Annotated in this window: 13 protein-coding genes; 4 read left to right on the top strand and 9 right to left on the bottom strand. The window is 67.2% G+C overall.

What is annotated here, in order from left to right:
* Positions 1-3 precede the first annotated feature (3 nt).
* From EOV43_RS02140 to EOV43_RS02130, 3 genes are all read right to left on the bottom strand, one after another.
* Positions 4-1,017: a polysaccharide biosynthesis protein gene (locus EOV43_RS02140; protein ID WP_128219468.1), complete on the bottom strand. Its 1,014-nt coding sequence runs from the start codon at positions 1,015-1,017 to the stop codon at positions 4-6.
* A gap of 118 nt (positions 1,018-1,135) precedes the next feature.
* On the bottom strand, positions 1,136-1,573 hold the full coding sequence (locus tag EOV43_RS02135) for a VanZ family protein (RefSeq protein WP_128219467.1): 438 nt from the start codon (positions 1,571-1,573) through the stop codon (positions 1,136-1,138).
* 33 nt (positions 1,574-1,606) lie between these two features.
* Positions 1,607-2,557, bottom strand: a complete 951-nt coding sequence (locus tag EOV43_RS02130) for an alpha/beta hydrolase (protein ID WP_164900541.1) — start codon at positions 2,555-2,557, stop codon at positions 1,607-1,609.
* 1,029 nt (positions 2,558-3,586) lie between these two features.
* Between EOV43_RS02130 and EOV43_RS02125 the strand changes: the two genes are divergently transcribed.
* Entirely contained in the window at positions 3,587-4,507 is a 921-nt protein-coding gene (locus tag EOV43_RS02125; protein WP_128219465.1) for a hypothetical protein, read from the top strand.
* Positions 4,508-4,731: 224 nt separating this feature from the next.
* On the opposite strand, the gene metX is transcribed toward EOV43_RS02125, so the two are convergent.
* The 6 genes from metX to EOV43_RS02095 all read right to left on the bottom strand — a co-directional run bounded on the left by metX (position 4,732) and on the right by EOV43_RS02095 (position 9,908).
* The gene (metX, locus tag EOV43_RS02120) at positions 4,732-5,847 is read right to left on the bottom strand and encodes a homoserine O-acetyltransferase MetX (RefSeq protein ID WP_128219464.1); all 1,116 of its coding nucleotides are present in this window, start codon (positions 5,845-5,847) and stop codon (positions 4,732-4,734) included.
* Between the two features lie 146 nt (positions 5,848-5,993).
* Positions 5,994-7,280: an O-acetylhomoserine aminocarboxypropyltransferase/cysteine synthase family protein gene (locus tag EOV43_RS02115; protein ID WP_128219463.1), complete on the bottom strand. Its 1,287-nt coding sequence runs from the start codon at positions 7,278-7,280 to the stop codon at positions 5,994-5,996.
* A 158-nt stretch (positions 7,281-7,438) separates the two neighbouring features.
* On the bottom strand, positions 7,439-7,735 hold the full coding sequence (locus EOV43_RS02110) for a DUF1416 domain-containing protein (RefSeq protein WP_128219462.1): 297 nt from the start codon (positions 7,733-7,735) through the stop codon (positions 7,439-7,441).
* On the bottom strand, positions 7,735-8,583 hold the full coding sequence (locus EOV43_RS02105) for a sulfurtransferase (RefSeq protein WP_128219461.1): 849 nt from the start codon (positions 8,581-8,583) through the stop codon (positions 7,735-7,737). Before EOV43_RS02105 ends, EOV43_RS02110 begins: the two co-directional genes overlap by 1 nt.
* A gap of 48 nt (positions 8,584-8,631) precedes the next feature.
* A complete protein-coding gene (locus EOV43_RS02100; protein ID WP_128219460.1) occupies positions 8,632-9,111 on the bottom strand; it encodes a DUF4395 domain-containing protein in 480 nt (159 codons plus the stop codon).
* Between the two features lie 341 nt (positions 9,112-9,452).
* On the bottom strand, positions 9,453-9,908 hold the full coding sequence (locus tag EOV43_RS02095; protein WP_239022184.1) for a thioredoxin family protein: 456 nt from the start codon (positions 9,906-9,908) through the stop codon (positions 9,453-9,455).
* A 175-nt stretch (positions 9,909-10,083) separates the two neighbouring features.
* Here EOV43_RS02095 and EOV43_RS02090 point away from each other — a divergent pair, with 175 nt between their 5' ends.
* From EOV43_RS02090 to EOV43_RS02080, 3 genes are all read left to right on the top strand, one after another.
* Positions 10,084-10,692: a hypothetical protein gene (locus tag EOV43_RS02090; protein ID WP_128219459.1), complete on the top strand. Its 609-nt coding sequence runs from the start codon at positions 10,084-10,086 to the stop codon at positions 10,690-10,692.
* 15 nt (positions 10,693-10,707) lie between these two features.
* A complete protein-coding gene (locus EOV43_RS02085) occupies positions 10,708-12,240 on the top strand; it encodes a LamG-like jellyroll fold domain-containing protein (protein ID WP_128219458.1) in 1,533 nt (510 codons plus the stop codon).
* 219 nt (positions 12,241-12,459) lie between these two features.
* Positions 12,460-13,179, top strand: coding sequence for a response regulator transcription factor (locus EOV43_RS02080; RefSeq protein ID WP_128219457.1), 720 nt, complete (start codon positions 12,460-12,462; stop codon positions 13,177-13,179).
* Positions 13,180-13,214: the final 35 nt, after the last annotated feature.

Raw genomic sequence — 13,214 nt, 5'->3', positions numbered from 1 at the left:
GGCTCAGAGACCGGCCAGCAGACGGAACTGCGGGAGCTTCATGAGGAGGTCGACGACACCGTCGACGTCCAGTCGCTCGGTGTTGTGGGAGTGGTAGTCGTCGTGGCTCTCCACGACGCTTCCCTCGTCGAAGTACTTGCCGTAGTTCAGGTCGCGGGCGTCGACGGAGACGCGGTAGTAGTCAGCCTGATCCTCCGCGCGCTCGAGCTCCTCGCGGGTGGCCAGCGTCTCGTAGAGCTTCTCGCCATGACGCGTGCCGATCACCTGAATCTCGGGTTCCACGCCCAGCGCCTTGCCCACTGCCAACGCAAGATCCTCGACCGTCGATGCCACGGCCTTACGGATGAAGAGGTCGCCCGGCTTGGCGTGCTCAAAGGCGTGATCAACCAGCATCACGGCCTCGTCGAGCGACATCAAGAAACGCGTCATCGTCGGGTCGGTCAGCGTGAGCGGCTTCCCCGCCTTGATCTGCTCGATGAAGAGCGGGATCACCGATCCACGAGAACACATGACGTTGCCGTAGCGCACGGTCGAGACCGTGGTGTTGGCCGTCGGGTTGTTACGTGCGAAAGCCTGCGCCACCTTCTCCATCATCGCCTTGGAGATGCCCATGGCGTTGACCGGGTAGGCAGCCTTGTCCGTGCCGAGGCACACCAAGGAGTGCACGCCGTTCTTGTTCGAGGCCTCGATGACGTTGGAGGAACCGATGACGTTGGTCTTCACGGCTTCCATCGGGAAGAACTCACAGCTGGGAACCTGCTTGAGGGCGGCAGCGTGGAAGACGAAGTCGACACCCCGCGTGGCGCGGTCGACGCTGTCGTAGTCGCGCACGTCACCGATGTAGAAGCGCACCCGGGAGTCACCCAGGTGCCGCCGCATGTCGTCCTGCTTGAGTTCGTCACGGCTGAAGATACGAATCTCCCGGACGTCTGACTCGAGCAGTTGCTTCACCATCGCGGAGCCGAAGGAACCGGTACCACCGGTCACCAGCACCGTTGCCTGGTTGGCTGCGGTCATTGCGTGCACTTTTCCCCATTTCAGAAGCGGACGACGGCCCGAGTCTAGGCGTGTCCGTTGGGGGCCAGGCAAGCAGCACCCGCCGCTCTCACTCGAGAGACTCAGCGGCGCTCGATCGTCACACGTCGGTGTGCCTCGGGCGCACGAGAACCCGGAGTACTCCAGCGCCAAGCACAGCACCGACCAACCCACCCAAGGTGTTGGAGACGACGTCGGGGTACTGGGCAGAGCGCGCGTCGAGCACGACCGCCTGGAAGAGCTCGATCGAACACGAGATCACGAAGGCGGCCACCACCCACTCGCTCCAGCGCACGCGCGGCCAGACCAGTGAGGCGAGGAATGTCAGCGGGACGAAGAGGATCGTGTTCATCAAGAACTCGATCCTGACGTCGTTGACGTGAGGTGCAGCAGCAGGCACCGCGTTGACCACTGCCTCACGAGCCACCTCCACCGATCCCACGGCGAGCTCAGGCTGCGGCTGGAAGACGACGAGCAGCAGGAGCAACGTGTAGACGATGAGTGCCAGTCGCGACACCCGGCGCAGGAGCAACGGCATGGACGCATTCTGTCTGCTCGACGCAAGCAGCGTTCAGCCACTCCCTTCCGTCGACACAGAGCGGCCTGCCACGACGTCGCCGATCACCCCCAACGATGTGGTGCCCGGCGTGAAGTAGGAGGTGTGGGCCTCCCACAATCCAGCCAGGCCTCCGCCGTTCCGGCTGGGCTCCACCCAGACGCGCGCACCGAAGCCCGGCGACGCCGGATCAGTCCCGAGGCCCCACGGCGCACCCAGCACATCTGGAACGGGCAACCGTCCTCCCGACCCCAGCATCGCGACGACGTCGTCATCGTTCTTGACGACGTGGACGCCCTCTCGCGCCCGGAGATCATCAGCGACCCGCGCCGACCCCGCACCGGGTGAGCCGACCAGCACAACGGCATCAGGGCGCCCCGCTCCCCCGGCTGGCACACCGTCCGCCAGACCGGAAGCGACCGTCGTCGAGCCGTAGGAGTGCCCCACCACGACCGTCCGACCACCCGCGACGCCTTCCCGCGCCCGACCCAGCGCATCCAGTTCAGCCACGAGCGCCGTGCCACCCTCGCGAGCCCTGGACATCGTCACCATCGCGCCGTCGCTCGGACCGTCGGGGGCGTCATACCCCAACCACCACACCGCAGCGGCGCCGTTCCCCGCCGCGTCCTGGACAGCCCTCGCCTGACGCGCCCCGCGTCGCACGTCGTGCAGATCGGTCCCGACGCCAGGGACGAGAACTGCGAGGTTCTCGGCACCAGCCACGTCGCCGAACCCCACGACAGCCGTGCCGTCACCGTCGTGCGCGCTCCTGGAGTACCCCAACAGCCACGTGGAGCCCGGACCGCCCACGGCATCACGGACTGCACTGACGTCGTGTCCGGCAGCCTCGTCGTGGCGCAGCTCGTCACGGTTGAGACGATCCCGCACGTCCAGTGGGATGCCGGGCAGGTCTGCAAGTTCTGGCCCGAACTCCACTTCTGCCCGACGCTGTGCCTCCGCATCCATCGTGGACCACCGCAGCCGTACGTCGGCCGGGTGAGGATCGTTTGCCCACACCCCGGAGGCAGAATTTGTCGACAAAGATCCATAGAGGCCAATTGCATCGGTCGCTTCGGACACCAATGCAGGATCCCCCATCTCCACCGCGCGTGCCGCCCGACGCAACAGGTCTGCGAGTCGACGCCAGCGAGCGATGTCGTCCCACTTCACTGCTTCGTAGGCCTCTCGCGACCGCCCTGACCACCGCGGACCAGGCGACCCGTCGAGGGCCGCCGCCATGCCTTCGAGCTCGTGCGCCACTCGCAGGATCCACGTCACCATTCGCGACGTGCCGGTCACGGACGACGCCGCCACGTGCGCTGCACAAGGCGGGCCACGCCTTGATCAGCGTGCCCCAGGGTGCGCCCCACATCTCCCAACTGATCGATCCGTTCGGCGGCGACACCACCTTCTGCCGACAAAGCCGCTCGAACCATCGCTTCGAGGCCTCCGTTTCCCGTGAAATCGCTCGCAGCGAGGCGCACGAAGGACGTGCGGACGCGCTCCCACTGCTGTCGCTCCCCAGCAATCGACCCCATGAACCACTGACATTGACTGGACCACTCACCCATGAAGGGTGGTTTTCCGCTTTCCCACGAGGACAACCCTGCCGTGCAATTCCGGCCGTACTCAGTCCAACTTCACGCCGCACGAGGCCCACAGCCCCCATTACTGGCTGTTCAGGAACCCGACATACCCAATTTGGCGTAGCCCAAACGGCCCTATGTCGAGGACACAAGATTGCCTAAATTGGCCCGAGACATGGACTCGTGGTCAGGCCCACGAGAGAGATCAATCGGGGGTTAGCTCGTGAGCCAGGATCAGAAGACAACTACGCAGGCACCGAGTTCACTCGGGCCCGTCAGCCGGCGAGGCATCATTCGCACGGCAACATGGGCCACGCCCGCCGTCACGCTCGCTTCCGCGTCGCCTGCCTTCGCTGGCTCTGGGGGCACTTGTGCCAACGTCATCAGCATCAACGGCACGAGAGCCGCCGTGTCCGCCAACGTGATCCTCGACCCGGCGATCCTGACCAACCCTGTCGGCCTCGGTCTCGGCAACGGCGTTCACTCTGGAAGCCCCGCGGCCATGAGCCTCAGCACATTTATCCTCAACACAGTCGCCACCAACACGCTCGGGTCGGGGGGCGCCACCTCAACCCTCACGTATTCCGGAAGCTACGGCAGCCACGGTGAGAGCCCACTGACGGCCCACTGGAACGTTGCCAATACGGACTGGGACATCCCCGCGCTCACCGTGAACCGGACTGTGACGTTCACCCGCGTATGGACCCCACGGTCCGGCCCCCTTAACGTCGTCCCTGGCTACTACACGGTGGGCGTGAAGGTGAGGGAAGTGTGGAAGTACACCCACACCACCATCGATGCCACGGTCACCAACCCCGGATGCGACCCCCTGGACGACGTCGTGGCCAACGTCATCTATCCGCTCAACGCCTCAGTCGACTTCGATGACCCCAGCAACTTCATGCTCGAGTTGCGGCCCTCCTCGCAGGCGTACTGGACCCACACCGGAGATTCCAGCCTTCTCGAGATCGATGCCCTCGGTCTGGTTGACATCAATCTGCTTGGCAAGGGATCTAGGTTCGAACTCGACCCGATCCTGCAGCCCGCGTCAGGTGAGGCCGCACCCAAGACAGTCCCGTTGCAGTACACCATCTCCAAGGAAATCCACCTCGAGACAGGCTTGGATGCCATCACGCTAGATGTTGGCGGCATCTTGGGACTGCTCGGGGATCTGGTGAACTCGATCCCGTTGGACGCACTGAGCCTCGACCTCGGGACCGGGGAGTTGCTCGCACCTTGGGCCACCGCCACCGGAACAGCGACCGGAACTGGCACCCCCAGCAACGTCAGCGACCTCGAACGCCTGGATTACTTCGATCTCTTCGGTTGATCCCGCACGGACACCGCGAGGGCCGCCCACATCCTTCAGGGGGGGGCGGCCCTCGTGCGTCCAGAACGTCGACGCAGGAAACCGTGAAACGCCAGTCGGAGTCGCCGGTGGTCACCTGGAACGTCACCTTCGACGCCGCGAGACGCTCAGTGGTCCCGTCTCGAGAGCAACGGTCTGGTCGACGCGTAGACGACCAAGACACCAGGCCCTATTCTGATCGCGCGTCAGGCGCGGTTCAGGAAACCCGCGATCCGGTCGTGGTAGCCGGGCGGCTGCAGCAGGAACGAGTCGTGGCCGTAGGTGGAGTGCAGCTCGGCGAAGTCGACTGCCACACCTGCGGCCTCGAGCTGTTCCACCATCGCCATTGACTGACGGGTGTCGAAACGCCAGTCAGAGTCGAAGCTGGTCACCTGGAACGTCGTCTCCGTCGCAGCGAGACGCTCAGCGGTCTCGGGCGCAGCGAACGGGTCGAAGTAGTCCAGCAGGCGCGTCAGGTAGAGGTAGCTGAGCGCGTCGAAACGGTCCAGGAACACCTCGCCCTGGTGCTGCAGGTAGTGCTCAACGGCGAAGTCGGGCTCCATCTGCATCTCCTCGCCGACCGAATCGCGGCGGTGACCGAACTTGTCGTCCAACGACACGTCGGAGACGTAGGTGATGTGAGCCATCATCCGGGCGACCTTCTGGCCCAGACGCGGCACAGTGTCATGCTCGACGTACCGGCCGTCGTAGAACTCCGGGTCGCTCATGATCGCGGTGCGCGCGACCGACGAGAACGCGATGTTCTCGGTCGAGATCCGCGACGACGCCGCCACGATCACGGCCTTCGCCATCGCGTCGGGCTGGTCGATCACCCACTGCAGGATCTGCATGCCACCCAGCGAACCACCGACACCGGCGTACAACTTCTCGATGCCCAGGTGCGCCACCAACGCCCGGTGCACCTGCACCAGATCGCTCATGTGCAGCAGCGGGAAGTCCATGTAGTAGGGCTCGCCCGTCGCGGGGTTCACCGACAGCGGGCCGGTGGTGCCCGAGCAGCCGCCCAAGATGTTGGGGGCGACGACGAAGTACTTGTCGGTGTCCAGCGGCTTGCCGGGGCCGATGATGTTGTCCCACCAGCCACGCTTCTTCGCACCCAGGTGCAGGCCCGCGGCGTGCGCGTGACCCGTCAGCGCGTGGCAGACGAAGATCGCGTTGTCGCGGGCCTCGTTGAGCTCGCCATAGGTCTCGTAGGCCACGTCGACCTCGGCCAACTCACGCCCCGACCGCAGACGCAACGGCGTCTCTGCGGTGAAGAGGCGGACCCGCTGGGTCTCGACGTATTCGATGGGCCCGGTCACGACACCACTTCTGTTCCGGTCACTGCCCCATGATCCCACGCCCACACACCGTGGTCTGACCGCAGGGTGTGGGCGTGGGACGAGGCATGGCTTCCGACCGCGGCGCCCCCTCCCCGATCAGCGAGGGGCGCCGCGGTCGCTTCAGATCACTTGCTGGCGGTCAGCGCCTGCTCGAGGTCGGCGATCAGGTCGTCGACGTTCTCGATGCCGATGCTCAGACGCACCAGGTCCTCGCTGACACCAGCCGCCTCCAGCTCCTCAGGCGTGAGCTGGGAATGCGTCGTGGTGGCGTTGTGGACGGCCAGCGACTTCGCGTCACCGATGTTGACCAGGTGGCTGAACAGGTTGAGCGACTCGATGAACTTCTTGCCACCCTCGCGGCCCGACTTCAGACCGAACGACAGCAGACCGCCGTAGCCCTTGCCGGTCGAGAGCCGGTCGTAGATCTCCTTGTCGGGGTTGCCCTCCAGGCCCGGGTACGTCACCCACGCCACGGTGTCCTGCTCCTGCAGCCACTGCGCGACCGCCAGCGCGTTGGACGAGTGACGCTCCATGCGCAGGTGCAGCGTCTCCAGGCCCTGCAGGAACAGCCACGAGTTGTGCGGCGTGATCGCGGCACCGGTGTTGCGCAGCAGCACCGTGCGGGCGCGAATGATGAAGGCGAGGTTGCCGACGGCCTCGGTCCACACCACACCGTGGTAGGCCGAGTCCGGGCCGGTCAGGCCGGGGAACCGCTCGGCGTGAGCGGCCCAGTCGAAGTTGCCGGAGTCGACGATGATGCCGCCGATGGAGGTGCCGTGGCCACCGATGTACTTGGTCGCGGAGTGCACGACGACGTCCACGCCGTGCTCGAACGGACGCACCAGGTACGGGGTCGAGGCAGTGGCGTCGACGATGAACGGCAGGCCCTGCTCGTGAGCCGCGGCCGACCAGGCGTCGAGGTCGGCGACGTTGATCTTGGGGTTGCCCACCGTCTCGCCGAAGACCAGCTTGGTCTTGGCGTCGACGTGCTTGGCGAGCTCCTCGGGCTTGTTCGGGTCGACGAAGCGGACCTCGATGCCGAACTGCGGGAGGGTGTGCGCGAACAGCGCGTACGTGCCGCCGTACAGGGTGGAGAGCGCCACGATGTTGTCGCCCGCGTAGGTCAGGTTGAGCACCGCGTAGGTGATCGCAGCCGAACCGGACGCCACGGCCAGCGCACCGACGCCGCCCTCGAGCTGGTTGATCCGGTCCTCGAAGACCGACTGCGTCGGGTTCATGATGCGGGTGTAGATGTTGCCCGGCTCCGCCAGCGCGAACAGGTTCGCGGCGTGCTCGGTGTCGTTGAAGACGTACGACGTGGTCTGGTAGATCGGGACGGCTCGCGAGTTGGTCGCGGGGTCCGGGGTCTCCTGGCCGGCGTGGACGGCGAGGGTCTCGGGGCGGTAGGTCATCTCAGGCTCCTGCAGGGTCGTGGTGACGAATGAAGAACTGAACGGGGTGCCGCGGGACCCGAGTCCCGCCGGTGCTGCCGGTAGAGCAGGGGCTGGGCACGCGTGATGCGTGCCCAGCCCCGTCATGCATGGCGTCGACTCACGTCGACGGCGTCGTGTCAGACGGCGATCGCGACCTCAGCCACGTTGCCGATGCTGGCGTGGACCTTGCGGTCGACCGGCTCGGCCTTCGGGGCCAGGGTGCGCAGGGTCCAGATGCCCTCGCCAGCGAAGAAGCGGAAGTGTCCGGTCGCCGAGGTCGGGACCTCAGCGGTGAACTCGCCGTTCTTGTCGAGCAGACGGACGTAGGCCGACGCGACGGGCTCGCCGTCACGGGTGACCTGCCCCTGGATCACGGCCTCCTTGGCGACGTTGACGCCGTCGAGCGACAGGCCGCCTTCAACTGCGCCGCACATCAGAGCGTGCCCGGCTCGTCGCCGAGGGCAACCGGAACGCCCACGAGGGAGCCGTACTCGGTCCAGGAGCCGTCGTAGTTCTTGACGTTCTTGAAGCCCAGGAGCTCCTGCAGGACGAACCAGGTCAGCGAGGAGCGCTCACCGATGCGGCACAGGGCGATGGTGTCCTTGGAGTCGTCGATGCCGACCTCGTTGTACAGCTCGCGGAGCTGCTCGTCGGACTTGAAGGTGCCGTCGTCGTTGGCGTTCTTCGACCACGGGACGTTCAGCGAGGTGGGGATGTGACCGGCGCGCTGGGACTGCTCCTGCGGCAGGTGGGCCGGAGCGAGGAGGCGACCGGCGAACTCGTCGGGGCTGCGGACGTCGATCAGGTTCTGCACGCCGATGGCGGCAACGACCTCGTCGCGGAAGGCGCGGATCGAGGAGTCCTGCTCGGTGGCGGTGTAGGAGGTCTCCGGGCGCACCGGGACGTCCTTGGTGAGCTCGCGGGCGTCGAGCTCCCACTTCTTGCGGCCGCCGTCCATGAGCTTGACGTTCTTGTGGCCGTAGAGGGTGAAGTACCAGTAGGCGTAGGCGGCGAACCAGTTGTTGTTGCCGCCGTACAGCACGACGAGGTCGTCGTTGCCGATGCCACGCGAAGAGAGAAGAGCCTCGAACTGCTCCTTGTTGACGAAGTCGCGACGGACCTGGTCCTGGAGGTCCTTGGTCCAGTCGAGCTTGATCGCGCCCGGGATGTGGCCCTTGTCGTAGGCAGCGGTGTCCTCGTCGACCTCGATCAGGACGACACCGGGGGTCTCGAGGTTGTCCTCGACCCACTGGACAGAGACGAGCGAGTTCTCGCGGCTCATGGTGGTTCTCTCTTTCGGGTGGTGTGAAATCTGGGGTGTCAGTGATGTTCAGGCTGCGCGGCCGGACGGTGCCGCCAGACGCTTCCCGAGCAGGTACATCTCGCAGCCCAGGCAGAAGCCGAAGGCTGCGTTGAGCAGTGCGGCGGCCAGCGCGAAGCCGACCGCGACGAGGGCCACCGTGGTGGCGCCGGCCAGCAGACCGACCAGTCCGACGACGGCGAACGCGAGGCCGACGGCCTGCGCGAAACGCGGGGGCTGCGGTTCTTCCCACTCGACCGGCGGAGCCAGACGCGGTCGGACCAGCGTGCGGAACAGCCATGCATACGGCGTGCGGGCGACACCGAGTGCAGCACCGAGCGCGAAGAACACGGTCTGGACGGCCAGGACCACGACGGAGACGGCCGACGGTGCGGTCGCGAGCACGACGGCCAGCAGCAGCACGGTGATCCAGGCGGCGAACTGCGGACCGCGGGGATCCACCTGACCGGGCGTCGGAACGCGCGGGGTGCGGGGGTCGAGCTGAGTCATGGTCCTGTCCTGGGCGAGTCGTGGCCGGGACGGCATCGGGTGGTGCCGCCAGAGGCTGACGCCACCTTAATCCATTAAGTCAATGGACAAATGGAGATGCGTCAACCACAGGACATTCGACACAGCGCAGACCGGACGCGGCAGTGGTCCACTGCGCGTCGCTTGGTCAGCCAGGCCGAGTTCATGTCGAGAAGAGTAGGTCGCTACCGACTCGTTGCACGAATTGCTCGTCCATTATGTGGACAAGGGGTCCACAGTGTGAGAATCGGACCCGTTTTCACGCTCACGACTCCCCCTCGTGCGCCCATGGACGCAGCCGGCGGGAGGTCGTCACGCAGTCGTCAGGAGTCGTGGACGAGGGCCAGCGCGGTGAGCACCTGCGCCTTCGTCGGGGCGCCCGCCGCGCGCGTCACCTCACGTCCAGCGGCGTCGAGCACGATCGTCGTCGGAGTCCGCAGGACGTCCAGACGACGCACCAGGTCGAGGTGCAGCTCGGCGTCGACCTCGACGTGAGCCACGTCAGGAAGGAGATCGGTGACCTCCTCCAACGTGCGGCGGGTGACCCGGCACGGAGCACAGAACGCGCTCGAGAACTGCAGGAACGTCGCGCGCTCCCCCAGCTGATCAGCGAACGGGGTGTCAGCCACCACCGAGACGACCTCGTCCTGCACAACCACACCTTCCTGCGCGGGCACCGCCCGCGACGACCCGAAGCGACCGTCCATCCGCGCACGCCACAGACCGAAGCCCACGGCCACCACGACGGCCACCACGAGAATCCACTGTCCGACGGTCACACCAGAAGCCAACCACGCCCCCGGCCCCAGCATTCCTCCCCTCCCGGAGTCACCCTCCACGGGTGATTACCGGCGCGCGCACGCGTGAGCCCGGCTGACAGCGGGAACCCGGCGGGCACCTACTGGGAGCACCCCCGCCGTTCCCCTCGGCGGCCCGACCACTCCGAGGCTCCCCATGAATCCCACCCGCCCCCGCACGCGGCAGCAGAAGACCCGCACTCTTCTGGCAGCACTCACCACCCCGGTCGCGGTCGTGGCCGCCGGCGCCCTCGTCTACCAGGCCTCCTGGTCGGCGTTCACCGACACCACCACCAGCCCCGAGAACTCCTGGCAGGCAGGGGCGATCACCCTGACCAGTGAGAACGAGGGCAACGCCTCGTTCGCCGTCACCAACATCGCTCCGGGCGCCACCGACTCGAAGTGCATCCTGGTCACGGCCACCAACGGCCCGGCCTCGACGGTCTCGTTCACCTCCGCCCCGACCGGGCTCCCCGCCGCCGGCCTCAAACCGCACATCGCCCTGACCGTCACCCGCAAGGAAGCCACCGGCGCCGAGACCTGCGCCACCGCCACCGGAACCGCGGTCACGGTCGCGAACGGGACCCTGGGCGTCCCGAACGTCACCACCCCGGACTACTCGGTGGACACCCACGCCACCACCACGACCACCAAGTACGCCTTCACCTTCACCTGGACCTTCACACCGACCGGAGGGGTGGAGCACAACACCCTCCAGGGCCTGACCGGCGGCGCGAGCTTCACCTGGACCATGACCACCACCTGATCCTTCGAAGGCCCCATGTCCCCCAGAGCACAAGACACTGCCCGGCCCGGACGCTCCCCCACGAGCGTCTGGGCCGAGTTCTGCGCGGTGACCGCAGCCCGCCTCTACCGGGCCGTGCTCCTGACGCTGGCTGCCGCAGCAGTGGTCCCCAGCCTGTTCGGGTGGCACACCTACGTCGTGCAGTCGGGGTCGATGGAGCCCCGGATCTCGGTGGGCGACGTCGTTCACACGCGGAGCCTGGCTCCCGAGGTCTCCCCCGAACCCGGGAGGATCTACGCCTTCGCCGACCCCTCGCGCAGCGACGGACACGTCCTGCTGCACCGGATCATCGGCTTCGACGACGACGGGCCTGCCGACGGCCCCCACGACGGGACGTGGACCTCCCAGGGCGACGCGAACCCCGATCCGGACATCACGCCGGTCCCCCGTGAGGCGTTCCTGGGGCGAGCCACTCTGATGGCGCCGTGGGTGGGCAGCCCCGTCGTCTGGTTCCGGAGCGCCGCCTGGGCGCCGCTGCTGCTGTGGATGGTGTTGACGGCTCTCGCCTTCGGTCTGGCCCGACGACGCCTGGCCGACGACCCGCCCGGTCTGGTCGCCGCTGTCCGCTCCCTGCGTCGCTCCCCCGAGGACGACGACAGCGACCCACCGGACCCGCCGCACGGTGGCACGGGCCGGTCGATCGCCCTCGTCTGCCTGACCCTGCTGGCCCTCGCGGTCGCCACCACCGTGGTCGGCTCCGTCCCGGGGAACGCGGACGCTCGCTTCAGCCGCTCGAGCCCACACCCCGGGAACAAGTGGACTGCCTCGAGCGACTTCCGCCATCCGTACGTGCGAGCCGTCGACCTCAACACCCCTGCGGGGTTCTGGCTCCTGGACGAGTCCAGCGGCACGACGACGCTCAAGAGCCGATTCGCGAGCCTCGGCGACGGCACCGTGTACGGGTCCACAACCACACAGCCCGCCACGGGAGGCGCCATCCCCGGGGCGCACCTGAAGTTCACCGGCAAGGCCGGCTACGCCGTGCTCGGCGGTGCGGTCGGCTCGCTCCTCGGCCTGTCGGCCGTCTCGGTCGAACTGTGGTTCAGGACGACGCGCACCAGCACTCCGCAGCAACTCGCGGGGCTCCAGATCAATGCGACGTCCGCCACGGCCAACGCCGCCTTCCCGTCGCTCCAGGTCGATGCGTCAGGACGGATCCGCGAAGGGATCCTCACCTCACTGATCAGCCCCGCGGGGAAGGCCTACGACGACGGGGAGTGGCACCACGTCGTCCTCACGATGGGCGCGGGCGTCGCCGGGTTCCTCCGCCCGTTGGTGATCTACGTGGACGGAGCTTCGGTCGCCAGCGGCAACTCCGGCGCCAGCCTCGAGGTGGTCAGTGCCGCTCGGTGGCGCATCGGCGCGGGAGGCTACGACGCCGCGACGGCCACCTCCCATCAGTCGGAAGCACACATCGACGCCGTGTCCGCCTATGGAGTCATCCTGAGCGCGTCCCAGGTGAAGACCCACTGGTGCGCAGCACGTCCCACCGCCAGCAACTGCCTGTGAACGCATGCGTGTGACGCTGCCGCGTCCCGCGATCCGGACACTTCGGGGCTCATGGGGCGGCGGTGACGCACGCCACGTCGAGCCGCTCCCCGCGCCTCACGGGCCCGTCGTCAGCACCTGAACACGCACAGAACGACGCCCACGTACGGCGATCCGGTGACGTGGACCACGCCGCGGCAGATATTCTTGGCCCTTCCAGACCTGACAGAGGAGGCGCACTTGAGCACGCTGCTGCTACTCACCAGCGCCTTGCAGTCGTCCGCGGACGTGCTGCCCGGTCTCGCACTGCTGGGCCACCAGGTGAAGATCCTGCCCGCCGAGGGCAGCGCACTGCTCGAGGCGCCGGAGTCCGACCTCGTCCTCGTGGACGGTCGCCAGGACCTCGCCCACGCCCGTGACCTGTGCCGCCTGATCCGCACCACCGGCGCCGAGGTGCCGGTCGTCCTGGTCGTCACCGAGGGCGGCCTCGCCGTCGTCTCCCACGACTGGGGCATGGACGACGTCGTCCTGCACACCTGCGGGCCGGCCGAGCTCGAGGCCCGGATCCGTCTCTCCGTCGGACGCCTCACCGCGGCCAAGGCCGCGGCCGACCCGGAGGCGCACGTCATCCGGACCGGCGAGGTCGTCGTGGACGACGCCACCTACACCGCCCGGATCGGAGGTCGAGCGCTCGACCTCACCTTCAAGGAGTTCGAGCTCCTGAAGTTCCTGGCCCAACACCCCGGACGCGTCTTCAGCCGCCAACAGCTGCTGCAGGAGGTCTGGGGTTACGACTATTTCGGGGGCACCCGCACCGTCGACGTGCACGTCCGTCGCCTGCGCGCCAAGCTCGGCCCCGAGAACGAGACCCTCATCGGCACGGTCCGCAACGTCGGCTACCGCTTCGTGCTGCAGCGTGAGCGCGTCGACGAGGAGCAGGACAGCACCACCTCGGCGTGACACGTCCCTGACCTGACACACGGCGCCCCACTCGC

Source organism: Nocardioides yefusunii, assembly GCF_004014875.1.
GTDB lineage: Bacteria > Actinomycetota > Actinomycetes > Propionibacteriales > Nocardioidaceae > Nocardioides > Nocardioides yefusunii.
This window is presented reverse-complemented; position numbering and strand designations above follow the sequence as displayed.